The following is a 26,995-nucleotide window of genomic DNA, read 5'->3' as shown; positions in this document are numbered from 1 at the left end:
CCACCAATTGCCTAAAAGTGCTGAAACAGTTGCTCGGGCTGCAGGGGCAATAAGTCACCATTGAGCTTGAGTTGCACTGTTGTTTCAGGGGTAATTTCGCCAACAATGGCGGCTTGGTCACCTGCTGCCCTACAGAGAGCCTGAGCCAATTCCGGAGCAAGGCACAGCACCAGCTCAAAATCTTCACCGCCGTAGAGGGCCCAATTCAACGCTTGGGAGCGATCGCCATAGGGCACGGTGGGAATCTGCTCAGCCCAAAGGACGGCACCCACCCCGCTGGCCTGACAGAGTTGCAGGACAGCCGCCGCCAGACCATCACTGCTATCCATACCGGCAAGACGCGGCGGGGGCATCTGTTGGCGCAGCCATTGCACAAGATCCAATCGCGGTTGGGGGCGCTGATGGGCTTGAATCCACGCCTGCCGCAGTTCTTCGGGCACGGTGCTGGCCCACTGGGGATGTAAAAGGCACTCCAGACCGGCACGGGAGGCACCATGCACCCCCGTGACCACAATCACATCCCCCACCTGGGCGCGATCGCGATAAATAATCTGTTCTGGCGGTGCACTGCCCAAGACGGTGATGCTGAGACTGAGAACGCTAGAGCGGCAGGTATCGCCGCCAATAATACCGGTGCCGTAGGCTTGAGCACAGGCCGCCATCCCTTGGTAAATGCCCTCAACGGTTGCCACAGGACAGTTGCGAGGTGCCGCTAGACCCACGGTTGCTCCCAAGGGCAAGGCTCCCATGGCGGCTAGGTCGGATAAATTGGCAGCCAGCGATCGCCACCCCACATCTACCGGTGTCATCGTTGCCGGCATACCGCTCATCCCTAAACTAAAGTGCACCCCCTCAACCAAGACATCGGTACTGACAACGAGTTGTTCAGCGGGGGGTAGTGACAGAACCGCGGCATCATCGCCAATCAATTCCCTGTGGCAGTAAGGGCGCAGGCGGGCAATCAATTCCAGTTCGCCACAGTCGGCGAGGGTGCGCATCACTAGTCAAACATCCGAAAATAGGGGGGGCGGATGGGGGTACCCGGTTCTTTTTCCAGATCAAAGTTAATTACCTCCCAGCGCTCCTCTTGGCTGGCGGGGGGGCTAAACTCAACGGGTAAACCAAACAGGCGCAGCATTTGTGGATCCGTGGAACCTCGCCAAGGGGTACTGCGTTCAAGGTAGGCGCAAAAGAGGTCACGATAGCGTTCGGCAATAATGACTTTGGTGGCGCGGTAGCCTTGGGTATAGAGGCGATCGAGGGCATCGTGGATTTCAAAGCGAATCCCGTCGGGGTGGGTGTGCTGACGATACCATTCCCCTTCCCAGAGGCGCCAAATGCGACCCGATTGCAGATGCATCAATTCCCCGGTTTTGGCATCCGCTTCAAAAGGACCGTGGCGCGGGCACAGATACGTATCGGTGAGGGTCAGAGCAGGAATGACTTGCCGACAGTGGGGACAACGAATTTCAGGACCAAAGATCGGGTAGTGAGAGCCGGATGAGATCATGGAAAATTACCACACAGCGGCAGCAAATCCACCGCGATCGCCCCTATTATAACGAGTTGACTTCAGGAGGGAAAAATAAGGCGCCGTTCGCCCGCAAATGGGTGGTTTGGACTACCCTTAAGGGGTGGCAAATGCCAAGATAAAGAAATGTGTAAATTGAGATTAAGCATCAAGTAATGATCCTTGGGGATGAACAGCGGGACATTTTGATTATTGGTGGCGGCACTATGGGGCTGGCGATCGCCATCGAGTTGGCATTGCGGGGGGCACGACCCACAGTTCTTAGCCGCCAGTTTCGCGAAGCCGCTCTCCATGCAGCGGCGGGAATGTTGGCTCCCCAAGCCGAAGGCTTACCCGCAGGCGCTATGTGGAATTTGTGTACGGCCAGCCGCAATCTCTATCCCAGTTGGATTGACAAGCTGGAGCAATTGACCGGAATGGATGCGGGCTACTGGCCCTGTGGCATTTTGGCACCGGTCACCGATGAGCGGCAGCGCGATCGCTCCCACCCCATGGAATCCGACAGCCGCTGGCTAGAGGGGGCTGAACTGGCGAACTATCAAGCGGGCTTTGCGGAGAGTGTGCTGGGGGCTTGGTGGTTTCCCCAAGATGGGCAGGTCAATACGTGCAACTTGGCCAAGGTTTTGGTGAGTGCCGCTCGAATACTTGGCGTCGAGGTGATTGAGGGCATTACTGTGCAGCGGTTTGAGCAAACCCCCCAAGGGAACATCACCGCCTTAGAGAGCGATCGTGGGCGTTGGGCTGCGGGGATTTATATTCTGGCCACAGGGGCTTGGGCGCAACGCCTCCTTCCCCTACCCGTTACCCCCCGCAAGGGACAAATGTTGGCACTGAAGCCGCCGGGGCAACCCCTGCTAAACCATGTGATCTTCGGCGATCAGATCTATCTGGTGCCGCGTCGCTCCGGCAAAGTGGTGGTGGGTGCCACCAGTGAGGATGTGGGGTTCCAAGAGGGGACGACGGTGGCGGGTCTGCAAGCCCTGCTCAATCGCGCTACTGCCCTTCTGCCGGAATTGGCCAGCTACGAGGTGATTGATACGTGGTGGGGCTATCGTCCGACTACCCCCGATGAGCTACCCATTTTGGGGCAAGGGCCGGCGGCGAATCTCTACCTTGCCACAGGCCATCACCGCAACGGCATTTTGCTTGCCCCCATTACAGCAAAGTTGATAGCCAACTTGATCCTGCACCAGACGGGCGATCGCCACCTCAAAGCCTTTTCGTGGGAGCGCTTTCACCCCCCGTCTAGGCAGTCACCAACTCAGGGCTAGGCCGTTTACTGTTGCGGATACCGGCGATCGCGGCAGCGTAGTCAGAGGCATGAAAGACCGCTGAACCCGCCACGATGGCATTGGCACCCGCCTCAAGAACTTGCCATGTATTGTCCACCTTGAGACCGCCGTCCACTTCAATCCATGGATCTAAGCCGCGCTCTTCGCACAGTTGCCGTAACCGCCGAATTTTGGGCAGGACGGCTGGAATAAACTTCTGGCCCCCAAAGCCGGGGTTGACACTCATGATGAGCACAAGGTCACAGACATCAAGAACGTACTCAATGAGTTCGAGGGGGCTAGAGGGATTGAGCACTACCCCCGCCTGTTTGCCCAGTTCACGAATTTGGCAGAGAGTGCGGTGCAGGTGAGGCGAGGCATTGTGTTCAGCGTGAACAGAGATAATATCTGCCCCTGCTTTGGCAAAATCTGCCACATATTTTTCTGGCTCGACAATCATTAAGTGGACATCGAGCGGCTTTTGGGTCAAGGGGCGAATCGCCTCCACAATCAATGGCCCAATCGTGATATTGGGAACAAAGCGACCATCCATGACATCCACATGGATCCAGTCGGCTCCCGCCCGATCCACCGCTTGGATCTCTTCACCCAAACGACTGAAGTCGGCAGAGAGGATGGAGGGAGCAATCACGACGGGCTTAGCACTCATGACCGATTGATTCCGTAAATAACGTTACAGTTGTTTTTCAGTGTACCGAGCGATCGCCCCCACAGCAACCCTACGCCGCGAAGACCACTTCGGTAACTGCCTACGCATAGCCACTGCCGGCCAACAGTACATTTTATAGTAGGCAACAAAGAGCACGTCTGCACCACCAGACCATCATGCACGGGTGAGACACCAAAATGTTGAAACAGCGCACCAAGATCATTGCCATTGCAGCCGGGGTACTGACCTCGGTAATGAGTGGTTGCGGCTTCATGATCACCGAAACAGAAATGACCACCCAACCTGAGCAACCGGTTACTCCCCCCGCAGCAACTCCGACGACACCTGAACCCACCGAACCCAGTGCTGCCGGATCTGCGGTTGCCGCCTTAACCCCACCCACCAACCCCAAAACCTACATTGAGGGGCTTACAAATGTCGGTCGCCCAAATCCTTTTGAGCCTGTTCCCTTACTAACTGCAAATAGGGGCGGTATCAACGGCGAAATTGGTGATACTAGCCGCACGGGAAATAGTGCCAATGGGATGCCGAGAGCAGTGGGCAATGGTGCAGGAACGGGTGGTACCGCCAGCCGACCTATGACCCCACCACCACCTCCACCGGTTGATGCTCAAGCAGTGAAAGTTTTTGGTGTGGCTGCGGTGAATGGCCGCCTCCAAGCAATTATTTTCTCACCCAAGGAAAACATTACCCGTACTGTGCAGGTGGGGGATACGATCGCTGGCAATGTGATTGTGCGTTCTATTGATGCCTACGACACCACACCCACAGTGGTTTTAGAGCAATTTGGCCAAAGCGTGCGCCTTACGGTCGGTCAGCCCTCCACTGCCCAAGAGGCAACACCACCGGCAATCTAGGGCTAGCTGTGAATTCGGGGCAAGGGATAGGGCGTGCTGAGAATCGTGCTCTCAAGGGCAGCCAACTGCTGCAATCGCTCTTGCACCACCTCTAGACCAAAGGACGTATAGGCCAAGTACCAATAGGTGCCATAGTGGCGTGCCTCAGAGGTTACTAAACTGGCAAAAAATTCCGCCAGTTCCCGATCCGGGCAGTGCTGAGCCAGCAGTTGCAACCGTTCGTGACTGCGGGCTTCAATCAACGCGCAAACCAATAGGGTATCCAAGAAGCGCTGGGGTTCCTGTGGGCGGACAGCAGCATTCAGTCGAGAGGCGTAAGGGGGTGCACTCAGGGGCGCAAGGGCAATGTGGCGGCGTTCTAGTTGCTGATTGACTTGGCGAAAGTGATCGAGTTCTTCTTGGGCAATATCGGTTAGGGCATCCACTAAGGGCTTGTGGGAGGGGTAGCGAAACATCAGATTGATGGCAACGCCAGCAGCTTTGCGCTCACAGTGGGAGTGATCCAGCAAAATCGTATCTAGGTGAGCGATCGCCTGCTTGACCCACTCAGAACGGGTGGGCTGCACAAGGAACTTCATGCGAACGGACATCTCAATCACGGCGACGCTGCACGGTGAGCACAGAACAGGGGGCATTGTGAAGCACATAGTTGCTGACACTGCCGAGGAAAAACTCGCTTAACCCCTTCAGACCCCGCCGCCCCAGCACAATCAAATCGCTTTCCCAATCTTTAGCCAGATCACAAATGGCACGACCCGCATCCCCCAAGGCTTGGGTAAATTCTGTGGCCACCCCCTTTTCAGTGGCAATTTGGGTAAGGTTGCGCAGCATATCCAAGCCTTTTTGCTCAAAGTTTTCCCACTGCTCAGCATAGGCACGCATCACTTCCTCATGGAGTCCCACATATACGCCCGACGCCAAAGGAGTGGTAAAGATCGGGTCAGGATAGGATTCATTGGTGGGTGAGAGGACATGAATTAGCATCATGCGGGCTTGATAGTGCTGTGCCAAATCCAGCGCGGTCTGAAAAACTTGTTCTCCGAGTTCACTGTCATCAACTGCAACAAGAATTTTTTTATACATACTGCCCTCCACATGCCCTCTAATTTGCCTACAGCCTTTTTCAGAGCCATTGAGTATGACGCAGAGCCACTAAACCCAATTCCTAAAAGCTCATTTTGCTGATGCCTGCTCAACCCTATAGAAAGAGGCTCTACTTATAGCTTAGAGGATTCCCGGAGGGCTTAAGTCTAACATTTGTAACATAGATCATTTTATTTTTGTGCAATCGTAATAGCCATCAGTCCCCCTAGAAGGGGGTAGTGCTTGACCTGCTGAAAGCCCGCTTTTTGAAGCAATTCACAGAGGCTAGGGGGGGTAGGGAAGGCCTGAATACTTGGCCACAAATAGTCATACTCCGCCGCCAAGCCGTACTGACGGGCAGTGGGCACCACCCACTGTTGCAAATACCATTGCTGAAATTGCCGGAGTGCAGGGGTTTGGGGATGGCTAAAGTCGAGGATGACTGCCCGCCCACCGGGAATAAGCAGCCGAAACATTTCTCTGAGGGCTTGGGGAATATCTGACACGTTGCGTAGCCCGTAGCCGATGGTGATGCCCTGAAAGGTTTGATCCGCAAAGGGTACAGCCAAGGCATCCCCCTGAAGCCATTCAATTTGGGAGTAATGGTAACTCCGTTGGCGGGCGATCGCCAGCGGTGCCGCAGCAAAGTCTAGCCCCACCACCCGCCCCTGCCGTCCCACCCGACGCGCCAGCAGACGACTCAAATCCCCCGTGCCACAGCAGAGATCCAAAGCCGTTGCCCCTCTAGGCAGTTCCAGCCAGTCCACGGCCATTTGCTTCCAGACATGGTGAAGGCCAAAGCTCAATTGATCATTGAGGCGATCGTAGAGGGGGGCAATGCGCTCAAAAAGGGCTTGGATATCCGTCATGGTTTAGCTTTTGCACCGGCAATGCTGACGCCAATCGCTCATCTCACGCCACAATGGCTAACAGGATGCGTTTCGATACCTACTGCCAGCGGCTGTCCCCTTCATCGTAGGAAATCTTGCCGGCAGTCCTCAAGAGGGCTTGCCCATCCCATTGCGTCGATCAGCCTTCAATTCAAAGCAGCGCCAAAATCCCCCGCCCGGAAAGAGCGCCGCAACTGCGTAGAGCCGCTGCAAATTTCCGGCGCAGACTTCCCCCCTGCCGGCGATAGCTTGATTTTAGACGACCTTAAAAACGGTAGCGAAACTCAAGAAAACCTGTGCCCTGACCGGCGGTGCTCACCTGTCCGCCAAGGCGAATCTGCTCTGTCACCTGAAAGCCGAGGTTAAAGCGGGTGGGATCACTAGGGGCAGTCAGCAACTGCGAGAGAGAAACCGAGGTAAAGCTATTCAGTTGAAAGCCGAGTTCAGACCCCACGGCAAGCGTTGGGGCTTGGCTTTGGGCTTGGCGATCGGGGGGCACCACGGCTGGGAAAATCCGAAAGGAGGCGCGGTTACCCGTGGCCTGATCAATCAATGCCTGTAGGTTGTTAAAAAGAGCGGATCCGGCGAGACTAGCCACCACTGTTTCTCCCCCCACTTGGTTGAGATCGGCGATTGAGCCACCTCCCATCAAGGTCAGGAGTTCAGTCGTGCTGCGGGAGGGAGTACTCGATAACTCAAGCACCGCCGGCAAATTGGTTTGGAACTGACTGGCACGACCGTTAATGCGGGCAGTAATAAGAACAGTATTCAGCGTTCCCACACTGGTGGCTGTGACGGATCCAAAATCCGATAGGCGGGTAACGGTGCCGGGGGTATAGACCTCTGTGGCAGTGGCTGCAAGGGTGAGATTGAGTTCAGGATCTAAGCCATTGGCAGGGGTAAAGAGGACATAGTTATCAGCTCGCTGCTGGAGCAAAAAGAGGGTGGTAAACAGATTCAGTTGTCCCCCAGTGAGGCGAATTTTACCGGCGGGCTGGAGACTATCGAGGCCGCCATTGAGGGTCAAACTGCCGGTGGCCGTTAGGTTGAGCACGGGCGATCGCGTCACCCGCAAGGAGTCTGAGATATTTATTTCCAAGTTGTCAAAGGCCAGCGGTTCAAAGGGACTGTCGGCAGGAGTGGCTAATCCATTGTCATTGGCAAAACCATTGATCGCGCCTAAATCTAGCCGGCCTTGGCTCAGTTGTACATTACCTCCCAAATCAGGACTCAGGAGCGTATCCGTAATGACGAGCGTGCCATCTACTGTACCGCGATAGATATTGCCCGCATTCACTTGCAATCGTCGCAAGGAGGCGGTGAGGGGTGTTGCAGCATCGGGATCATTTGGAGCCAAAGGAGTGTGAATGGGCAGCACTCCTGCCATGGTAATTTGCCCTTGGCTAAAGAGACCTTGAATCCCATCCACCCGCAGGCGATCGCGATCGAAGCGCACCCGCGCACTGAGATTGGTTACCGGTTCCTCAAAGGCAGGAGTTTGAATAACCGCATCATCCACACTAAGAACACCATTCACAATGGGGTCTTCCCATGTGCCCCGCAGTTGGGCTTGAAGCAACCCCTTTCCTTGTTGCCATTCCACTTGATCGGTAAAGAGGTTGATCAACGACAATCCCTCATCCTTGAGGCTGACATCTAGGGCTAAGTGCGGATCAACCACTGGTCGCGGGTCAAGGGGATAGATCAAGGGAACCGAACCTGTGACCGTTAGGGGTTCTGGTGTGTTCAAGCGGGCGATCGCCTGAAGGGCGAGGCGATTTTGGGTATAGTGGAATGTGGCATTGGCGGCTTCAAGGGGACGTTGATTCAACCGACCCTGTGCAAGAGTCGCTTCACCGGTGAGAACGGGCTGCTGCCATGAGCCAGTCAACACTGCTTGGGCATTCACCTTGCCCTCAACATCCACCCCAAGGGGCAAAAGACTGGCCACAAGACTGACAGGGAATTGCTCTAGCCGCAATTGGGCATTTTGCTGGTTGCCGCCAAGAATGCCATTGACGTTTAATTGCCCACCGTTCACGAGCATATTCAGGGTCGTCAGCAGCAGTTGATTTTGGGCAAAGCGACCGCGACTCAGAAACTGATCAATTCGGTAATTCCCCCACTGCCAATTGGCGCCCTTGAGATCAAAGCTAGCCACCAGACCTGATTGCGGGGTTTGACTGAGATTGATTTGGCCATTAAAAACCCCCTGAAGTTGATCCAAGGGGGGCAATAGCTCCGGCCGCCGCACCAAAGCCGCTTGGGCTTGCAGCATCTCAATTTCAGCAAGGCGGCGAATTTGCGTTAGCAGAGGGGCTTGAGTGCCTTCCCCGGCGGTAGGTGTGCCCAAATCTGCGGCGGTGCCGCGAGCGGTGGGTTGGCCAATCCCAAGAACCGTCGCCAATCCCGTCAAATCTGCTAAATTGCCTTGGGCAATCGTCAACTGTGCTCCCAATTGTTGGGGTTGGAGATCCGCAGTAAATTGATAGCGACCCTCACCTTTTTCAAACAGGCCAGATTGAATCGTCAGGCGATCGCGACTCAGACGAAATTGCGCTTGCAGGCGATCGCCCCGCCATGCCCCCAACCCCGGTCGTTCCACGGTAAAATTGCCCTGCCCTCTTGTCCAATTTTGCAGGCGTAGATCGCCGGAGGCGACTCCCGCGAGAATGGCATTGTCGGGGAATTCTGGAGGACGTAACCGCAGGGATTCTACAGGAAACTGCTGAAGACGCAGATCAAAGTTTTCTCCTTGACGCTGGCCTATTAGTAGCGCCTGTTGCCGTTGGAGCACAAGCGAATGGGGTAGGCCATCCACATCCAAACGCAACGCCAAGCGATCGCCGCCGCCCTGTAGATTGAGAGTCGCCCCCTGTTGTTGGCTTAAGGCGACCGTGCCCGTGAGCTGGGGTGCAAAGTGCAAATCATTCACTGCCAAGCCTTGGGTGAAGAGCGATCCCTGAAACTGGAGATTGTTGAGGCGACCGCTGAGTTGACCTTGAAAGGAAGTAGTACCCGCAAGGGTGAGGGGAACAGGGAGAATCGGTGCTAAGACGGTGCTTAAGGTAGTCAAGGGGAGATTGCTTGCGTGGATGCCCAATTGAATATCTGTGGGTTCTAAAGCCGCTAGATCAACGCCGATGGTTCCTTGGGCGCGAATGGCACCGAGGGTAGCTTCCCGGACTTGCAGTTGCTGGCCATCCCAGTTCACCTGTGCCAGTAGGGGAGATCCCGTGGGGGTTTGATCTACTTGCAGATTGGCACTGGCTCGAATCGCTGGCAGCGCTAGTTGATCCACCCGTCCTTGGGCGATCGCCTGCCCACTCAGGCGACCTTGTAAATTTTGATGCAACTGCCGCAGGGGAATATTCTCGGCCTGAGCCTGTAACTGCCACTGACCGGCGGCAGCTTGCACTTGACCCCGCAGCCTCCCCCCTAAAAACTGCATTTGAAACTCAGGAACAAACAGTTGTCTTTGGGTCAGGTGGGCGGTGCCCCGCAGTGGATACTGAGCCGTCGGCAGTTGAAAGGCCGCCTTAGCCTGCCAAGCCTCTGGAGTACGCAGATTGCCGCTAAAGTCCAGCTGCGCAAAACCTTCCCCTAGGGAGATGGGCGGAGTCACATCATAGCGGCGGGCGATCGCCGGCAAATTCACCTGCTGCACTTGTGCCTGACCGCGAAATTCCCCTGTCGGCTGTATCCCTACCGTTGCCTGAACCTCACCCCCATCCGCTAACTGAGCGCGGACATTCATGAGTCTCACCCCTTGATCAAGGGATGCCACAAAAGGCAGCCGCACCTGTTGCAGTTGTAGTTGATCCACTTGAAGCGACACTTGGCTGCGCAGTTCACCGCTGATTTGGGGATTCTCCAGATCTCCCTGCAAGCGAAGGGTTGGCACTTCCACTTGACCCCTCAGGGGAACAGGGGGGGTAATCTGCAACGCGGTGAGGGTAGGGGCAAGATCAAACCTCGGCACTTGCGCTTCAATGTTCCAGCCGCTTTCGGGACTAACGGTACCTTCAGCCTGCCAGCGGACATTGGCGATCGCCCCCCGCAAATAGTGGAGCTTTGCCTGATTGCCCTGTAATTGCACATGGGCGTGTAATCCCTTGATATCTTGGGGTACAAAAGCCGTGCGCAGCCGACCATCCCGCAACCAAATTTGACCCGTAACGGCAGGAGTTTCCGCCAAGGGCAGAGTGAGCCGCACTTGTCCCTCCAGTTGGCCCCCTTGGACACGAATTGTCTGCGGCAGAATCTCATTCCCTAGAGCAAGGGGAATCCGGCGGAAGCGCAAATCCAGTTGCCCTGATTCTTGGGCTTGGTTCCAGTCTCCCTGCAATCGCCATTGACCACCCCCGCCTAGTTGCCCTTCTGCTTGTCCTTCGAGGGCAAAATTCTGGCGATCGGGCTTCAGTGTCAAACGGCCATGGACTTGACGCAGCAGGTAGGCTCGACGCCGAAAGGGTTGAATCAAAACAGAACCCTCGTGCACCTTCACCGTGAGCTGATTCAGTTGGAAAAAGGCTGGTTCCTCCTCTGGCCACTGCAATTGCGTGCGCCACCAGCGCCCTTGGGCATCCTGAACCACCGTGAATTGGGGCTGATGCAGTGTCACCTCAATATCTAGGGGCTGACGAATGACGATTTGCCAAGGATTAAAGGACACGTCAACGTGGCTGATGAACAGATTGTCCAATTCGGGGTTGCCTTCCCCGCGGGAGTAACCGGGAACAGAGGATGGCCCGAAACGAATGAAATTTAAGCCGACCTGCTGCACGTTACCCAAGCTCACCGGTCGGTTGAGCCGCTCTTGCAGTTGCTGAGCAATTTGCGGAGCCAGTTCATAGCTGATAAACCACCACGCCCATGCACTGCCCGCGATCGCTCCCATAAAAACCCTCCAGCCCAACCAGCTATACCAAGGATGAGAGGGGGGGTGTGGTTGCTGCGTCATTGACTCCAACTCCGTCACACCTAGGCAAGAAGCCCAACGGCTTAATCCTAATACGCAAAACAAAGACCCGTCTTTCTAAATTGGATGTCGCAAGCCGCCGGCAGGTTCTCGTGGATTCAAGAAACGCTAGGATAAAAGGGTGAACGTGAAGAAATGTAACAGATGCGTGTGCTCACAGATCGGGTTGTGTTGGTCGTAGGTGCCACCGGTGGCATCGGTCAAGCGGTTGTCAATGAACTGAAAAACTCAGGCGCTAGGTTGGTATTGGCCGCCCGCTCTGGCGATCGCCTGCAAGCCTTGGCAGAGCAGCTTCCCTCCTCCGTAACCGTACAGATTCAGCCCTGCGACATTACCCAACCGGCGCAAGTGAGTGAATTGATGCAAGCCATTCGCAGCCGGCAGGGACGACTCGATGTCGTGATCAATGCAGCGGGAGCCGGCCTGCTCAAGCCCTACCAAAAAATTACGGCAGCTGAGCTGGATCAGCTGTTAGACCTAAACCTTAAGGGCTGCTTTTACACCACCCAACAGGCCGCCGAACTGATGAAGGAGCAGCAGCAGGGACACATCTGCACCGTTGTCGGCATTCTCGGTAAGCATTCCATGGCCATGGCCTCCGCCTACTGTGCTGCCAAATTCGGGGTCGTGGGCTTCAGCAAATGCATGGCGGAAGAACTCAAGCGCTACGGCATTCGTTTTAGTCTTTTCTACTTTGGCGGTGTGGATACCCCCTTTTGGGATGCGATCGGTCTCAAGATCGATCGCCAAAAACTGCTGCAACCGGCCACTGTTGCCCGCTTCATCCGCGCTACCCTAGAGACTGATGCCCATGCAGTTCCCCTTGAGTTGAGCTTGATGCCCGATAGCCACGTTTTCTTTTAGGAGGTCAACGGAGCTGAGCAGGGTGTGCTGGCGATCGCCCCTTACGCCGACAGTGTTGGTAGGGAAGAAGGATGCAGGAGCAACTCAGCCGTGGAGCGTTTTTCTACCATTTCGGGGGTGATGGTACATTCGCGCAGGTCTTTGCGGGAGGGCAATTCGTACATCACATCCAGCATGATCTCTTCAACAATGGCCCGCAGGGCACGGGCACCGGTCTTCCGACGGTAGGCTTCTTGGGCGATCGCCTCCACCGCCGCCGGTTCAAAGCGCAACTCCACACTGTCCATGCGCATTAGTTTTTGGTACTGCTTCAGGAGTGCATTCTGAGGCTGGGTGAGGATCTCTGCCAAGGCGGCCACATCCAGCGGCTCTAGCACAGCCACCACCGGAATACGGCCGATAAACTCCGGAATCATGCCGTACTTCACCAGATCGTGGGGTTCCAGTTGCTTGAGAATATCCGCCGAGCGTTTTTCCTTAGGGAGGGGTTCGCCATCGCGGATAAAGCCCATCGCTTTTTTGCCCACCCGCTGCTCAATCGTTTTCTCTAAGCCAACAAAGGCACCACCACAGATGAAGAGAATATTCGTCGTGTCAATTTGAATGCAGTCTTGGTAGGGGTGCTTGCGACCTCCCTGCGGCGGCACATTGGCGATCGTCCCCTCCAGCATCTTCAGTAGCGCTTGCTGTACCCCTTCCCCAGAAACATCACGGGTAATTGAGGGATTTTCACTTTTACGGGCAATCTTATCAATCTCATCAATATAGATAATCCCCCGTTGCGCTTCCTCCACATCCATGTTGGCGGTTTGCAGCAACCGCAGCAGGATATTTTCCACATCTTCCCCCACATAGCCCGCTTCTGTGAGGGTAGTGGCATCGGCAACAGCAAAGGGAACATCGAGGAGCTTCGCCAACGTCTGCGCTAGGAGGGTCTTGCCAGAACCCGTCGGTCCAATCAGCAAAATGTTGGACTTTTGCAGTTCGACATTGTCATCTCCGCGTTGATCGCCATCGAGGAGGCTCAGGCGCTTGTAGTGGTTGTAGACGGCAACCGACAGGATTTTTTTCGCTTCGTGCTGCCCGACTACGTGCTTATCAAGAAATTCCTTGATTTGCCGAGGCTTGGGTACCTGACTGAGGGGGCGACTGCGGGGTGTACTGCGGGGCGATCGCGACGGTGGGGGTTCTCGACGAGGAGTAACGGTGGCCAATTCCTCATCGAGGATTTCATTACACAGTTCGACGCATTCATCACAGATATAGACCCCAGGGCCCGCGATCAGCTTACGCACCTGTTCCTGTGACTTACCACAGAAGGAGCACTTGAGGTGGGTATCATATTTGGCCATAGGGAACCTCTAGGGTTGCACGTCGGGTGTACTTAATGGCTAGGGAGGGTCTGCCGCGTCACCACTTGATCAATCAGACCATAGGCCTTGGCTTCTTCAGCAGACATAAAGAAATCCCGTTCCGTATCGGCTTCAATGCGCTCGATCGGTTGTCCCGTGTGCTGCGCTAGAAGCTCATTCAGTTTGCGCTTGTGGTAGAGAATTTCCCGCGCTTGGATTTCAATATCCACCGCCTGACCTTGAGCACCACCGAGAGGTTGGTGAATCATGATCCGTGCATGGGGCAGCGCCATCCGCTTGCCGGGGGTACCGCCAGACAGTAAAAAGGCACCCATACTCGCCGCCAAGCCAAAGCAGAGGGTACACACATCGGGGCGAATGTGCTTCATTGTGTCGTAGATGGCCATACCGGCTGTCACCGAGCCACCGGGCGAGTTGATGTATAGGTAAATATCTTTTTCCGGATCTTCGGCATCCAAGAACAGGAGCTGCGCCACGATGGAGTCAGCAACCGCATCATCAATGCCCCGGCGATCGCCTGCACCTCCACCGAGGAAAATAATCCGCTCCCGCAGCAGTCGCGAGTAAATATCAAAAGCGCGTTCGCCCCGACCCGACTGCTCAACCACCATCGGCACAATATTGGCATGGGTAGGCGGCAAGTTAAGCGCTGGCGAGCGAAGAATGGCACTAAGGGGATGGTCGTAACGCGATTGCAGCATAGTGGTCTAGAATGATGGGTTGTTTGTAATTGTAACTAACTGGCTTGTTCCCGTAGGGATCATCACCTTCATTATGCCGAACTATTCTTGGGATGGGGCAGAACTTGCTTTTTTCCCGGAGTGTTTTTGCGGTTTAGATGGGTTGTCAGCAGCCGCCTGCGCCTCGGCAGCGGTATCTTCTAGGGCTTCAGCAGGAGCGGTGGGCTGCTCAGTCGGGTTGTCGGGCTGAACTGGCTGAAACGTATTTTGTTCTAGGAGCCAGTTAAGGGCTTCCTCCCGCTGCATTTCATCGTGGGCAAATTCGCGGAGTCGTTCCAGATCCTTTGCCGTTTGGTTTTCCACCACCTCTTTATAGCGGTTCAGCCGTTCCTCAACTGCTTCGGGGCTGGGTTCAATGCTCTCTTGACGAGCGATCGCCTTTAGTAATAGATGGGAGTGCACCTCCTTAGCCGCCTGCGGCTCTGCCTCTTGACACATTTTCTCGTAAAGTTCCTTAGTCATGATCTTGTTGAGATCAACGCCTTGGGACTGAACTTGCATCAGCGTTGTCCGCACTTTCACCTCTGCTTCTTTGCGGATCAGCGTTTTCGGCAATTCCACCGGATTTTGGGCAATGAGAGTATCAATGAGGGCAGCCTCTTTCGCTTTTTTGTCTTGGTTTTCGGCCTGCTTTCGGTGATGTTGCTCCAGATGTGCCCGCAGTTCCGCCATTGTGCTGAATTCACTGTGCTCAGCAGCAAAGGCATCGTCTAGAGGCGGTAGTTCCGGTACTTTAATTTCCAAGAGTTCAATCTCTGCCGTCAACGGTTTGGGTGTCGCTGCTTCTTCAGGAGCACAGACCGGAACGGTTTTCGTTTCACCGACACTCATACCGACCACGGCGGCGGGAATCTCCTTGAGCAAAAAGGGCTGCTCTGCATCGAGGGACAAGGGCAGTTCATCTGCTGAAAGTTCCTTCACCACCTCCCCCTTTTCATCTTTGGTCACTAGCTTGAGGGTGACCTCATCGCCCCATTGCGCCGGCCGGTCTTCGACGGGGATGAGGGTAGCATGCTCCCGCTGGTACCGCCGCAGGAGCTTCTCAACGGTTTCGGGATTGTAGGTGACAGGCGGGTACTCAATCGTCAGCCCTTTGTAGGCTGTGACCCTAACTTCGGGTTCGACATCAAAAGTGACACTGAAGGTAAACTTTTCACCGGGTCGAAACCGGTCTGCAACCTGCATGAAGTTACCCTCAACTTGCAAGTTGCCAAGGTAGGGGATATTGTTCTTTTCGACAACGGCTTTGACCGTATCCTCTACAAGTTGTTCAACGACACGAGCACGAATTTCTGTACTACCGATTTGCTGCAAAACAAGTTGCCGCGGTGCTTTTCCCCTACGAAATCCCGGTAACTTCGTATGGCGAAGGATACTGTTGACCACTTCGTCATAAACCTGTTGCGAGCGCTCACCCGCAACCTCAATTTTGGCAAAGAGCTGGCTGTTAGAGCGCGGTTCTGTGGTAATCGAAATGATGTCAGTCACGTCAGTCAAGGTCATTCCCCTTCGCAGATGGTGTCGGTGGAGTCTCCGCCGGTTCAGGGCAATCCCACAAATTGCCCAAGCCTCTATTTTAACGCTTCAACGCAGATTTTCATCCTCTTTTGTTGGAAGTTGTGCCGACCTTGAAGGTAACCGGTTGGAAATGGCTGACACTGTACCCTGTCCAGTTTTGATGCCCCCAACCCTTGTCAAAATCTCCCCTGCTGCCATCCTTACTATCAGGAGGCTAGCCCCCCAAATTCTTTTCAACCGTCGGTCTTTTTCCCTTTGCCTAGAAGCCCTGTAGCCAATGCGGTAGGATTAAAAGGGTCTTGTATTCGAGGTCAGCAGTGACAGTTCGTGTTCGCTTAGCACCGAGTCCGACGGGAAATCTGCACATTGGGACCGCCCGCACCGCTGTATTTAATTGGCTCTACGCCCGCCACAAGGGAGGCAAATTTATTCTGCGGATTGAGGATACCGATCGCGAGCGGTCTCGACCCGAATATACCCAGAATATCCTTGAGGGCTTGCAGTGGCTGGGCCTGACGTGGGACGAAGGTCCCTATTTCCAGAGCGATCGCCTTGATCTATATCGTCAAGCAATTCAAACCCTCTTGGACAAGGGACTCGCCTACTACTGCTACTGCACCCCTGAGGAACTCGATGCCCTGCGAGCCGAGCAAAAAGCCAAGGGACTGGCTCCCCGCTACGACAACCGTCACCGCCATTTGACCCCAGAGGAGCAAGCAGCCTTTGAGGCGGCAGGACGCACCCCCGTCATTCGCTTCAAGATTGATGACGATCGCCAGATTGAGTGGCAAGATTTGGTGCGCGGTCGGGTGAGTTGGCAGGGAGCCGATCTGGGGGGCGATATGGTGATTGCGCGGGCAGCTCCCCGAGGCGAGATTGGCTACCCCCTCTACAACTTGGTGGTTGTGGTGGATGACATTGCCATGGGCATTACCGATGTGATTCGCGGCGAAGACCACATTGGCAATACACCAAAGCAGATTTTACTCTACGAAGCCCTTGGCGCCACCCCCCCCAACTTTGCCCATACCCCTTTAATTCTCAACTCGGCGGGGCAAAAGCTCTCAAAACGGGATGGGGTCACCTCCATTTCTGACTTTCGAGCCATGGGGTATCTCGCCCCGGCTTTGGTTAACTACATAACACTGTTAGGTTGGTCACCGCCGGAAGGGATGGGGGAACTCTTTACCCTTGACTTGGCGGCGAAGCACTTTAGTTTTGAACGGATTAACAAGGCGGGTGCTCGCTTTGACTGGGACAAGCTCAATTGGCTTAATCGCCAATACATTCAGCAACTGCAACCCGACGAACTGTTGGCAGAACTCATGCCTTTCTGGCGAGGGGCAGGCTATACCTTTGATGAGCAGAGCGATCGCCCTTGGTTACTGAACCTTGCCCAACTCCTTCAACCCGGTCTCAATACGCTTAAGGAGTCTATTGATCAGGGGTCGGTGTTTTTTATGCCCACCATCACTTTTGATTCTGAAGCAATGGCTCAACTGAGCCAACCTCAAAGTGCAACCATCTTGGCCTACCTACTAGACCATTTACCCTCAGAACCAACGCTAACTGTCGAGATAGGGCAACACTTGATTCAGCAGGCCAGTAAAGCCGCCGGTGTGAAAAAGGGGGCAACGATGCGATCGCTCCGCGCTGCCCTCACGGGCGCTGTCCATGGGCCTGATTTAATGGCCACGTGGCAAATTCTCCACCAACGGGGCTGGGATCAACCGCGCCTTACAGCAGCCCTAAAACAGGTACAGGCCAACTCCTAGGGGCTAGGGGGGCGATCAAAGATTGTTTGGCTGAAATTAGCCCCACTCAAATTTGCGCGATCGAGATCCGCCCCCTTTAGGTTGGCACCCATCAAATTCACATCAATCATATTTGCTCCTTTCATGATTGCATTCTCCAGATTGGCACCACTCAGGTTGGCATTGACAAGGTTGCTGAGGGTGAGGCGTGTTCCAACCAGTTGTGCCCCTGCCAAATTGGCATTAACCAAAATCGCTAGGTATAGACTGGCACGGTTCAAGTTTGCCCTTTCCAAGTTGGCACCAAAGAGATTCGCACCGGCCAAATAGGCGCCCTCCAAGTTGGCACCCGCTAAATTTGCCTTGAACAAATTGGCATCCATCAGGTTCACGCCCCGCAGATCACAGTTCGGGCATTGGCGCGTTTCCAAGAGTTGTCGCACATGGGCGGGGTTTTCAGCGTTAGCAATTGCTGGTGCAACCAATGGTAGGAGGACTAAAGAAAATGCTACTGCTCGTAGCTTCACTAAAAAATTAGGTTTTGTAAAACTTCGTTCTGTTAAGCGTTGCATTACTGTCAGTGACTCTTCTGGTGACTGTTTGAATTTCCCAATTCTAGATGAAAGGCTGTACACACCGATTAAGACGAGGGCAAATCAAAGAGGAATAATTTTGCCAGCAGACCCGGCGTCGCCACCAATAACGTGGCCAAGAAGCCCCACAGTCGGGCATTCGTCTTAGCCTGCCGTTTAGAAATCTCCTGCAACGTGGACTCGACTGTATCAATCCCCTGTCCCAACTGTATCCCTATGGAATTGATCCGCTCTTTTAGCTTAGCCTCCACAGCATTGATACGCTGCTCTAGCTTGGCTTCCAGCGGTCTCAGCTTTTCATCCAGAAGATTGAAGTGCTCTGTTGTGGTGACAATGTGGATGTCTGAAAATAGAAAAAGCTCTGCATTTTACAAAAAGGCTATGTCTGCTTCGGCAATGAATTCACCCTCCCGCTGGCGATCGCTACGCAATAATGCGCTGTTGATCGGGATGGCGGTGCTGATCACACTACTGATCCGCGTTTTTGTGGCGGAGTCGCGGTTTATTCCCTCAGAGTCCATGGAGCCAACGCTTTGGCCGGGCGATCGCATTGTGGTGGAAAAAATCACCTATCGCCAGCGATCGCCCCAACCGGGGGATATTGTTGTTTTCCGCACCCCACCCCTTTTGCAGACCCTCGGTTATCCAGCTGATCAAGCCCTGATTAAACGGGTAGTTGCCACAGCCGGAGATACAGTTGCCGTTCATGATGGTCGAGTTTGGGTCAACGACCGCCCCCTCGAAGAGCCGTACATTGCTGAGCCACCCGTCTATACACTATCCCCAGTCACAGTCCCCGATAATATGATCTTTGTTATGGGGGATAACCGCAACCACAGCAACGACTCCCACATCTGGGGATTTTTGCCCCTTGAGAATGTCATTGGTCGGGCGATCGCCTGCTACTGGCCCCTCAACCATGCTGGTCGTCTCGCCTCCAAAAATTTTTAGATTGGTTTTGACTCAGATATGGATATGGCACGCAGGCAAATTCTAAGTTTTACGAATACAAGCTATTATCCTTATATAGTTTTGCCGGCTTCTCTTGTTGAAGTCTTAAATAGATCGAGGTCTATTTCAGGTGACCCCATAATGGCTAAGTTATTAGTTTCGGGGGGCTTGATTCTAGGTTCAGTTGCTTTAATTGAGTCTGTAGCGTTTTGGCCAGCAGTGTTCATGGTTGGTTTGGCAGGTTTTTCTATAGGAATGCTTTTTGGTAGTTCAGGTGATAATTCTAAAGCTCCCGATGCTAAATCAAGACCTCGTCCTGGCAAATGGGAGAAGAAGTTACGTCAAGCCATTAAAAATGATCTCGTAGTAAGGGGAGGCATTAGCATAGAACTACTTGAACGGAGTAAATCAATGAAGATAGAGAAATCCAAATATCCCTACTTACCAGACATTGCTCTAAAGGTGTTAAACAACAACATCTCAGATTATGTGTGTCTGTATATTGATGTTGAAGTAGATGAACCGTGGACTCTAGACAAAAACGGCAATAAAATGCCTATTCATACGATTGATGATAATAAACAAAAGAGTAGAGATAGTTTTTTTAGAGAAAAGAATTGGATCGTAATTCGATTCTCGGAGCAACAAGTCTATTACGAAACTGACAAATGTGTGAATCTTATTCACGATTTAATTATCTGCATATTTCAGTTAAATGATAGCCTCCTTAAAAGTACTTATCCAAGTCCTCAGAAAAGATGGAGTTGGCAAGAGGCAGTCAAGATAGAAAGACCATAAGTGAAAGTGATATAGCTGTTCCAATAATAGATTGGGACATTGTCTAGTGCAATAATTGCCAATTGTCTCATCAAAGGAAGCACTTGAGCCCGCATACCACTGAAGTGCACTAAAGTTGCCGTAAATCTGCTGCCTTCGCGCTGACCACCCTATGCACATTCCACTCGCGAGTCAAAGACCCTCTCAATTGATACACATCACTTTGACGTGGCCATGATTCTCTACCCATGTCTCGAACTATTCTTGATAGGGGCGTCGCTCTTCTTTACACTGTTTTTAGCAACACATTTGTTTTTGGGGGTGATGTTCATCTGGCGTGGGGTATAACTAATGGTCGAAACCTGTACCCCAAATTACCAAGCGCGGTTGATTAAACGGTCATCGAGATGAGAAGCAACATCCGCCGCTAAGGCTGTCCAATCCAGTTTCTAAAGGCGACGGGCTAGGTTATCCCGCTTCAACTAGCGGTGGATAGTGGCACGACTCACTTGGAAGAGTTGAGTGGCTTCACTGACTGTGCCTTCTTGTCTCAACCTCCTCTTGTAAATCTACGCTGTAGCTCATAATTCTTTTGTGACTTTTGTAACTCTTCTAGTTTAACCTGCTTCTTTTAAGAATATATCACTCTTTTTTTTGTAATAGTTATCTATCGAGAAGTGACACACTGACGATTGGCGCCGCCTCAAGCGATCGCTAAGCTGAAGGCAAACCCTTGGAACCGCCATCATGTACAGTGAGTCAGAACATACTCCCCAAGCGATCGCCAGCCGCCCTTATCGGGTACGCATTGGTCAATACCTCAATGAGGGCTGGCAAATTTTCAGCACCCAACCCGCTGCCTACATTGGCTTTTTCATTCTTGCGACCATTATCCATGGTTTGCTCAACAATATTCCGGGGGCTGGCCCAATTATTAGCAGTCTTTTGGCAGGACTCTTCTCCGCAGGCTACTACTTTTTTGGTTTTCGGATTGTCCGCAACCAAAGACCGGAATTTACTCACTTTTTTGATGCGTTCAAAAACAACTACTTTCTACCCATTTTTTTGACGAATACGCTCATCGCTTTGATTACTAATGTATTTGTTATCAGTGCCAGTGTTCTATTCATGATTGCAGGGTTGCCCTTCTTTCGCGGGCTTCTCGAGCAAGCGGCTGTTGAAGGTGCTGCACCCAACGAAGATATAGAAGAATTATTAACTCTACTCGATCAACTCCCCACACTTCCTGACGTGGTCACACCTATTTTAATCTTGGCAGGGGTGATCCTGCTGCTACCGGGAATTTACTTTGGGGTGGCCTATCTATTTGCGGTGCCGTTGGTGGTGGAGCACCGATTTGACGTGTGGCCAGCCCTAGAAACCAGTCGCCGTTTGATCTCCCGTGCTTGGTGGAGCTTCTTTTTCCTCAATGTGTCAATTATTTTCTTTAATATCTTAGGCTTTTGCCTCTGCTGCGTGGGGATGCTGGTGACCATTCCTTGGAGTAGTTGTGTCATTGTGGCGGCTTACCGCGATATTATTGGCCTGATACCCACCCCTGACACTACTGACGGGTTTTAGTGCAATGACACTGCCCACCCTTGCAGATCTCAACCTTGACCCCTTTTGGATGCCTTTTACGGCGAATCGCCAGTTCAAGCAAAATCCCCGCCTCCTTGTTTCGGCAGCGGGGATGTACTACAGAAGTATTGATGGCCGTCAGATCCTCGATGGCACGGCTGGGCTGTGGTGTGTCAATGCAGGACATTGCCGTCCGGAAATTGTCAGCGCGATCGCCCAACAGGCTGCAACACTAGATTTTGCCCCCACATTTCAGATGGGACATCCCGGTCCCTTTCAGGTGGCCGATCGCCTGCGGTCAATCACCCCCGACCCCCTCAACCATGTCTTTTTTGCCAATTCTGGCTCTGAGGCGGTGGATACAGCCTTAAAAATTGCCCTTGCTTACCATCGGCTGCGGGGAGAGGGGACGCGGCAACGACTCATTGGGCGCGAACGGGGCTATCACGGCGTTGGCTTTGGTGGGATTTCAGTCGGGGGGATTGCCCCCAATCGCAAGTTCTTTGGTTCTCTCTTGGCTGGGGTGGATCATCTGCCCCACACCCACAACTTGGAGCACAATGCCTTCAGCAAGGGGCAACCGGCCTGGGGGGCACATTTAGCCGACGAGCTAGAACGTTTGATTGCCCTTCACGATGCCTCAACCATTGCGGCGGTGATTGTCGAACCTCTCGCCGGCTCGACGGGGGTCTTGATTCCGCCCCAAGGGTACTTGGAACGCCTACGTGCCATTTGCGATCGCCACGGCATCTTGCTCATCTTTGATGAAGTAATCACCGGCTTCGGCCGTTTGGGTGCTCCCTTTGCCAGTCAGTACTTTGGCGTGACTCCGGATCTCATCACCGTTGCCAAGGGTCTAACGAATGCTGCTGTGCCCATGGGAGCCGTGATTGTCCGCGATGACATTTACGAAACCTTCATGCAAGGGCCAGCAGGGCAAATTGAGTTTTTCCATGGCTACACCTATTCAGGACATCCTCTTGCCTGTGCCGCTGCCTTGGCCACCCTAGAGATTTACGAAAAAGAAGCCCTGTTTGAGCGGGCAGCTGCTCTAGCGCCCTACTGGCAGGAGGCCGTCCACAGCCTACGGGGCTTGCCCCATGTCATTGACATTCGCAACTTGGGCTTGGTGGCGGGCATTGAATTGGCGCCACGGGAAGGTCAGGGGGGTGCACGGGGCTATGATGCCCTCTGCCGTGCCTTTGAAGCGGGGCTGCTGATTCGTGTCACGGGGGATATTATTGCTCTCTCGCCACCGCTGATTGTGGAGCGATTGCACATTGATCAAATGATCGAGATTTTAAGTCGCGTTCTGCGGGAACTTCCTTAGGCACTAGGGCGTCAGAATCGAAGGATCACTCTCTCCTTGGAGGCTTCTATGTTACGCTTCCTCCCACTGGCCGTCGGTAGCCTAGTGACACTGCTGGCGATCGCTCCTCCCAGTCGTGCCGCCTATCCCCTCTTTCCCAATCAGCCAGGTGTCGATGTTTTTTTTCCAGGGCTAGAGTCCTTTGGTCGGCCACGGACACCGCAATATGCTCCCTACGATCCCATCTTTTACCGTCCAGCGGGGCAGTCCCAGACCTACATTATTGTGCCGGTGCCCTATCCACCTCGCCCGCTGATTTACCAGCCCCCCTATGCACCGGTGTATTACCCCTATTATCCGTTCCGTTGCAGATAGAGCAAAGCATGAGGTGAGAGCTAAACATTGGGGAGATGTCTGATCAGGAGTTTTCCTGCTAGAATAGCTACTGATTTAGCCATTTTTATTTGAGACAGAATCTATGGCTCAGTTGGCGATCGCCCCCGTTTTATTTCACTTAGCTTTTCCTGTCAATAATCTCACGGACACCAAGGCCTATTACATTGAGGGGTTGGGCTGTGAACCGGGACGCGAAAATTCCCACTGCCTGATCATGAAGCTCTATGGCCATCAACTGGTGGCCCATGTAACTGATGAACTCTTAATACCACCCAAAAGTATTTATCCGCGCCATTTTGGCTTGATTTTTTTGGCACAAGCAGACTGGCAGAACCTCTGCGATCGCGTGATTAACAAGGGGCTTAGCTTTTACCAGCCACCCCGCACCCGCTTTGCCAATACCCCCTTAGAGCATCAGACGTTTTTTCTCGAGGATCCCTTCCACAACCTAATTGAAATTAAGCACTACCGCCATGTAGAGGCAATCTTTGGCCTGCGGGATCACCGTCATATTGGCGATACTCCCCTTGTTTCTGCGTCCCAACCGTGAGTCATCTGATTCTCTATAGCAAGCCCGGCTGTCACCTCTGCGAAGGATTGCAGGAAAAGCTGGCTAGCTTAAGTGAATTTACCCTTGAGATACGCGACATTACCAGCCGCGATGACTGGTGGCAAGCCTATCAGTACGAGATTCCTGTCCTTTATCTAGTGATGGGCGAGCAAGTCCTTCCTGTACAGCGCTTTTCTCCGCGTGCGAGTGCTGAACACATTCGGCAGCGACTCCAACAACTAGCCAATTCAAGCGGATTACTCTCTACCCATTAGCGGCATACAGCCCTTTGCACAGAGAGGGAATTACGTGCAAAAATCTAACAACCCCAATGGGAGAAGATTGCATCTCCCCTATATATCCCATATGTTTAGAGAAGGGGCTGTCATCTGCATAGCAGAGCCAATAAGGAACTCACCCATGGTGGATTTTGGAGCAATGTTCTTTCGCGGGCGCGGGGTCAAGATCTCGCAGCAGTTTGCCGTAATTGGCCTAGGGCGCTTTGGTCGAGGAGTATGCGAAACCCTACACGGCATGGGCTATGAGGTATTAGGAAGCGATAATCAAGAGCGTTTGGTCAATCAAGTGCTCCAAGAGCATATTGTGAATCATGCGATTCAATTGGATTCCACAGATCCCCAAGCCCTGAAGGAGGCAGGTCTTTTTGAGTTTGAAACGGTGATTGTGGCTATTGGCAATCATTTGGACGCCAGCGTTATCACGACGTTGAATCTGAAGGAGGCAGGGGTGCCCAATGTCGTTGCTAAGGCTTCCTCAGAGGTTCATAAAAAACTCTTAGAGCGAGTAGGGGCAGATCGCGTTGTCTTTCCAGAATATGAAGCGGGCTGTGAACTGGCGCGATCGCTCACCCGACCGGCCATTCTGGATTGGTTTGACCTCGACCCCGAAAAAAGTATTGTGGAAATCAAGGTTCCCGAGGCCTTTCACAATCGTACCGTTGCCGAGGTGGAACTCCGCACTCGCTATGGCCTCAACCTAATTGCGCTGCGCTTTGACGATAAGTTTGAGATCAATCCTAGTCCCAGTCAAAAGCTCAATAAAGGGGACATCATGGTCGTAATTGGTGCTAATAACGACATTGATCGCTTTTTGCGTAGTCAGCACATTTGCTAGATAGTCTAGATAGTAAAGGCGTTAAGGAGAAGCCTAGGTATTTTGCTGTTTGGCAAGGGAGTGAGACACGGTTTTAGAGACCCGTGTGAAAGCGAACGTCTTCTATAGGCTCTGTGTATTCCTTGAGCGTAAGTTTCCCTTTTTTCTTGGCATAGACTGACGGTGCTAAACTGTCGCCATCCATCACAACATCAATAGCCCATGACTGATTGGGCAGTCGGTATAAAATAATGCTGTTAGAAGAATAATTCTGCTCTAAATCAGCTTTTTTGTTAAGATACAACACCGTTGCCAAAGCAGCTTTGCGGTTGTGGGACACAAGTACTTAAGTACTTTATAAACATGATAAACATGAAATTGATTGGGGCGCATTCCTTTTCTGAGGAGGTAATTTACTGCGGTGTTATAAACCGCATCCTCGCTGCTGTCTTCTGTTAGGAAGAATGTTAACCGATTCTTGATAAAAAATAGATTATTTCGTTTGCCTCTTTCATATAATACTGACATATTGGGGTCGCTGGCTCGTACTTTCCTAACGGGCGGTAACTGCTGGGAAGACTGGGCAAGAACTGGGGACAATCTGCCTAGAGGAGCGTTCAAGCAAGAAAATGGGGTCAGCGCAAAAGAGAGCACAACCACCAAAAGCCAGCGATCAAGGGATGTTTGAGAAATTGCTTGGGATTTCATCTGAGTTTCCCTCTGTCTTGCCGAGGTCTTTTGCTCCTCCTGCGGAACTGTGTGTAGCAACCTTACTCTGAAGAAGTAGTGTTCCTCCTGCGAGCAGGAATCTATGCCAATCCCCAAGCCGCTTCACTGTGGGGCAGGGGTAGAGTCGCGGGCAGGCGGTAGTAGGTAATAGGAGGATATGTTTTGAATTTTCACCAATATGGTTCGACCCAATGATACAGTAACGTATTAACATTTGTAAACGATCGCCCCTTTGAGATTGCCCCTATGAAACCCAAGAACGCGCTTTACGTTGCGGAGCAGGTGTGTCTGATTGGCCACATTGTGGCGATGGCCTTTGGCTTAGCGGGGCTGCTCCTCGTTGTGCCCCATCCGGAGTTTGTTCTGGCGTTGCCTAGGTGGGGTCAGCAACTTTTTCAATGGAGTATGGGGAGTGGTGGCGTGGTTTATATCATCCTCGGTGCGCTGGCGATCGCCCTCCATACCTATCGCCACTTTGGCCTTGGCAAACTCCTTGGCTTTTTGCTGCCGGCAGTGGGCATTTCCCTTAGCAGTGAACTGTTGGGCACGAGTACGGGGTTTCCCTTTGGCCATTACGGCTACCTGAGTGGTTTGGGGTACAAAATTGCCGGGCTTGTCCCCTTCACGATTCCCCTCTCTTGGTTCTACATGGGCCTAGTTACCTTCCTTTTTGCCTACAGCGGTTTCATCAGTCGTCCGTTGCAGCAAGGCAAACAGGTGGGTTTTGGCTCGGCTTTGATGAGTGTTGGCCTAGGAGCCATCTTTTTAACCGCTTGGGATTTTGTTCTGGATCCGGCCATGAGCCAAACGGCGGTTCCCTTCTGGCAATTTCAGGATGTCGGTGAATTCTTCGGCATGCCCTACCGCAACATTTTGGGCTGGACAGGCACCGCTGCTGTATTTATGGGCTTGGCGATGGTGACGTGGTGGCCCAAGCCGCTTATTGTGAACCGCGCCCAATTGATGACGCCCTTCATGGTCTATTTAGTGAATTTTGCCTTCGGCGCGATGATTACTCTCACCTCTTTGGATCAACATTTTTGGATTCCAGTAACCCTAGGATTTGTGTTGGGGGTGGTGCCAATAACAGTGCTGTGGTGGCTGGCTGAACCCTCTTTAGTTAGAGCAACAGAAGCGCTGGATTCTGCCGTAAGCCAAGCTAGGGAGAAATAGAACTCAAGGCTACCTAAGGACCACATAGACTACATGATGTGAACGCAAGGGTTGCCAGCGGGAAGGAGCATTAAGCGGCAGCTTCTTATACCAGCTCTTTGTAACCTTAAGCCTAATAAATAAGTCACAAGCGAGAGGATTGCTTATCCTAAAACTGAAGTCACCTCAATAGGAGACTCTCATGGCTCGCCCACTAGTCCTCAAGATCACAGAAAGTTCTGAAGAACTGTAACGCCGCCTACAGCACGAAACCGATGCTCGACACCAAGA

The 26,995-nt window shown here is 53.0% G+C and carries 26 protein-coding genes; 13 read left to right on the top strand and 13 right to left on the bottom strand.

What is annotated here, in order from left to right; all coding sequences use genetic code 11:
* Window positions 1-11: 11 nt before the first annotated feature.
* Window positions 12-998 carry a thiamine-phosphate kinase gene (gene thiL, locus ACK4IR_RS07070; RefSeq protein WP_409873713.1) on the bottom strand — a complete coding sequence of 329 codons (987 nt, stop codon included), beginning with the start codon at window positions 996-998 and terminating at the stop codon, window positions 12-14.
* A gap of 2 nt (window positions 999-1,000) precedes the next feature.
* A complete protein-coding gene (locus ACK4IR_RS07065) occupies window positions 1,001-1,510 on the bottom strand; it encodes a TIGR02652 family protein (RefSeq protein ID WP_409873683.1) in 510 nt (169 codons plus the stop codon).
* Between the two features lie 176 nt (window positions 1,511-1,686).
* On the opposite strand from ACK4IR_RS07065, the gene thiO reads away from it, so the two are divergent.
* Complete coding sequence (thiO, locus tag ACK4IR_RS07060) at window positions 1,687-2,802, top strand: glycine oxidase ThiO (RefSeq protein WP_409873682.1); 1,116 nt, start codon at window positions 1,687-1,689, stop codon at window positions 2,800-2,802.
* On the opposite strand, the gene rpe is transcribed toward thiO, so the two are convergent.
* The gene (rpe, locus tag ACK4IR_RS07055; protein ID WP_409873681.1) at window positions 2,777-3,472 is read right to left on the bottom strand and encodes a ribulose-phosphate 3-epimerase; all 696 of its coding nucleotides are present in this window, start codon (window positions 3,470-3,472) and stop codon (window positions 2,777-2,779) included. The genes thiO and rpe overlap by 26 nt on opposite strands.
* 197 nt (window positions 3,473-3,669) lie before the next feature.
* Here rpe and ACK4IR_RS07050 point away from each other — a divergent pair, with 197 nt between their 5' ends.
* Entirely contained in the window at window positions 3,670-4,350 is a 681-nt protein-coding gene (locus ACK4IR_RS07050) for a hypothetical protein (protein ID WP_409873680.1), read from the top strand.
* Window positions 4,351-4,352: 2 nt separating this feature from the next.
* On the opposite strand, the gene ACK4IR_RS07045 is transcribed toward ACK4IR_RS07050, so the two are convergent.
* The 4 genes from ACK4IR_RS07045 to ACK4IR_RS07030 form a co-directional block, all read right to left on the bottom strand.
* The gene (locus ACK4IR_RS07045) at window positions 4,353-4,940 is read right to left on the bottom strand and encodes a tRNA-(ms[2]io[6]A)-hydroxylase (RefSeq protein WP_409873712.1); all 588 of its coding nucleotides are present in this window, start codon (window positions 4,938-4,940) and stop codon (window positions 4,353-4,355) included.
* 1 nt (window position 4,941) lies between these two features.
* On the bottom strand, window positions 4,942-5,433 hold the full coding sequence (locus tag ACK4IR_RS07040; protein WP_409873679.1) for a universal stress protein: 492 nt from the start codon (window positions 5,431-5,433) through the stop codon (window positions 4,942-4,944).
* A 191-nt stretch (window positions 5,434-5,624) separates the two neighbouring features.
* Complete coding sequence (gene ubiE, locus ACK4IR_RS07035) at window positions 5,625-6,302, bottom strand: bifunctional demethylmenaquinone methyltransferase/2-methoxy-6-polyprenyl-1,4-benzoquinol methylase UbiE (protein WP_409873678.1); 678 nt, start codon at window positions 6,300-6,302, stop codon at window positions 5,625-5,627.
* A gap of 286 nt (window positions 6,303-6,588) precedes the next feature.
* Window positions 6,589-11,286, bottom strand: coding sequence for a translocation/assembly module TamB domain-containing protein (locus ACK4IR_RS07030; RefSeq protein WP_409873677.1), 4,698 nt, complete (start codon window positions 11,284-11,286; stop codon window positions 6,589-6,591).
* A 162-nt stretch (window positions 11,287-11,448) separates the two neighbouring features.
* On the opposite strand from ACK4IR_RS07030, the gene ACK4IR_RS07025 reads away from it, so the two are divergent.
* Window positions 11,449-12,168 carry an SDR family oxidoreductase gene (locus tag ACK4IR_RS07025; protein WP_409873676.1) on the top strand — a complete coding sequence of 240 codons (720 nt, stop codon included), beginning with the start codon at window positions 11,449-11,451 and terminating at the stop codon, window positions 12,166-12,168.
* A 41-nt stretch (window positions 12,169-12,209) separates the two neighbouring features.
* On the opposite strand, the gene clpX is transcribed toward ACK4IR_RS07025, so the two are convergent.
* The 3 genes from clpX to tig all read right to left on the bottom strand — a co-directional run bounded on the left by clpX (window position 12,210) and on the right by tig (window position 15,769).
* Window positions 12,210-13,520, bottom strand: a complete 1,311-nt coding sequence (gene clpX, locus ACK4IR_RS07020; protein WP_409873675.1) for an ATP-dependent protease ATP-binding subunit ClpX — start codon at window positions 13,518-13,520, stop codon at window positions 12,210-12,212.
* A 32-nt stretch (window positions 13,521-13,552) separates the two neighbouring features.
* Window positions 13,553-14,242, bottom strand: a complete 690-nt coding sequence (clpP, locus tag ACK4IR_RS07015; RefSeq protein ID WP_409873674.1) for an ATP-dependent Clp endopeptidase proteolytic subunit ClpP — start codon at window positions 14,240-14,242, stop codon at window positions 13,553-13,555.
* An 81-nt stretch (window positions 14,243-14,323) separates the two neighbouring features.
* Window positions 14,324-15,769: a trigger factor gene (gene tig / locus ACK4IR_RS07010; protein ID WP_409873711.1), complete on the bottom strand. Its 1,446-nt coding sequence runs from the start codon at window positions 15,767-15,769 to the stop codon at window positions 14,324-14,326.
* A 347-nt stretch (window positions 15,770-16,116) separates the two neighbouring features.
* Here tig and gltX point away from each other — a divergent pair, with 347 nt between their 5' ends.
* Entirely contained in the window at window positions 16,117-17,574 is a 1,458-nt protein-coding gene (gene gltX, locus ACK4IR_RS07005; RefSeq protein WP_409873673.1) for a glutamate--tRNA ligase, read from the top strand.
* Here gltX and ACK4IR_RS07000 read toward each other — a convergent pair.
* Both ACK4IR_RS07000 and ACK4IR_RS06995 read right to left on the bottom strand, forming a co-directional pair.
* A complete protein-coding gene (locus ACK4IR_RS07000; protein ID WP_409873672.1) occupies window positions 17,571-18,038 on the bottom strand; it encodes a pentapeptide repeat-containing protein in 468 nt (155 codons plus the stop codon). The two genes, gltX and ACK4IR_RS07000, sit on opposite strands and share 4 nt — an antisense overlap.
* A gap of 155 nt (window positions 18,039-18,193) precedes the next feature.
* Window positions 18,194-18,352: a hypothetical protein gene (locus tag ACK4IR_RS06995; RefSeq protein ID WP_409873671.1), complete on the bottom strand. Its 159-nt coding sequence runs from the start codon at window positions 18,350-18,352 to the stop codon at window positions 18,194-18,196.
* Between the two features lie 190 nt (window positions 18,353-18,542).
* Between ACK4IR_RS06995 and lepB the strand changes: the two genes are divergently transcribed.
* From lepB to ACK4IR_RS06955, 8 genes are all read left to right on the top strand, one after another.
* A complete protein-coding gene (gene lepB, locus ACK4IR_RS06990; RefSeq protein WP_409873669.1) occupies window positions 18,543-19,097 on the top strand; it encodes a signal peptidase I in 555 nt (184 codons plus the stop codon).
* Window positions 19,098-19,238: 141 nt separating this feature from the next.
* On the top strand, window positions 19,239-19,895 hold the full coding sequence (locus ACK4IR_RS06985; RefSeq protein WP_409873668.1) for a hypothetical protein: 657 nt from the start codon (window positions 19,239-19,241) through the stop codon (window positions 19,893-19,895).
* Between the two features lie 726 nt (window positions 19,896-20,621).
* Window positions 20,622-21,455, top strand: a complete 834-nt coding sequence (locus tag ACK4IR_RS06980; protein ID WP_409873667.1) for a DUF975 family protein — start codon at window positions 20,622-20,624, stop codon at window positions 21,453-21,455.
* Between the two features lie 4 nt (window positions 21,456-21,459).
* Window positions 21,460-22,785, top strand: a complete 1,326-nt coding sequence (locus ACK4IR_RS06975) for an aspartate aminotransferase family protein (RefSeq protein WP_409873665.1) — start codon at window positions 21,460-21,462, stop codon at window positions 22,783-22,785.
* A 48-nt stretch (window positions 22,786-22,833) separates the two neighbouring features.
* A complete protein-coding gene (locus tag ACK4IR_RS06970) occupies window positions 22,834-23,139 on the top strand; it encodes a hypothetical protein (RefSeq protein WP_409873663.1) in 306 nt (101 codons plus the stop codon).
* Window positions 23,140-23,242: 103 nt separating this feature from the next.
* Complete coding sequence (locus ACK4IR_RS06965; RefSeq protein ID WP_409873662.1) at window positions 23,243-23,710, top strand: VOC family protein; 468 nt, start codon at window positions 23,243-23,245, stop codon at window positions 23,708-23,710.
* Window positions 23,707-23,985 (top strand): glutaredoxin family protein, encoded by a 279-nt coding sequence (locus tag ACK4IR_RS06960; RefSeq protein WP_409873661.1) that lies wholly within the window; start codon window positions 23,707-23,709, stop codon window positions 23,983-23,985. The genes ACK4IR_RS06965 and ACK4IR_RS06960 overlap by 4 nt, the downstream gene beginning before the upstream one ends.
* A 145-nt stretch (window positions 23,986-24,130) precedes the next feature.
* Window positions 24,131-24,844: a potassium channel family protein gene (locus ACK4IR_RS06955; RefSeq protein WP_409873660.1), complete on the top strand. Its 714-nt coding sequence runs from the start codon at window positions 24,131-24,133 to the stop codon at window positions 24,842-24,844.
* 73 nt (window positions 24,845-24,917) lie between these two features.
* On the opposite strand, the gene ACK4IR_RS06950 is transcribed toward ACK4IR_RS06955, so the two are convergent.
* Window positions 24,918-25,139 (bottom strand): hypothetical protein, encoded by a 222-nt coding sequence (locus ACK4IR_RS06950; RefSeq protein WP_409873658.1) that lies wholly within the window; start codon window positions 25,137-25,139, stop codon window positions 24,918-24,920.
* Between the two features lie 659 nt (window positions 25,140-25,798).
* Between ACK4IR_RS06950 and cruF the strand changes: the two genes are divergently transcribed.
* The gene (cruF, locus tag ACK4IR_RS06945) at window positions 25,799-26,725 is read left to right on the top strand and encodes a gamma-carotene 1'-hydroxylase CruF (RefSeq protein ID WP_409873656.1); all 927 of its coding nucleotides are present in this window, start codon (window positions 25,799-25,801) and stop codon (window positions 26,723-26,725) included.
* The last annotated feature ends 270 nt before the right edge of the window (window positions 26,726-26,995 follow it).

Source organism: Thermosynechococcus sp., assembly GCF_046299635.1.
In the GTDB taxonomy this organism is placed as follows: Bacteria; Cyanobacteriota; Cyanobacteriia; order Thermosynechococcales; family Thermosynechococcaceae; genus Thermosynechococcus.
This window is presented reverse-complemented; position numbering and strand designations above follow the sequence as displayed.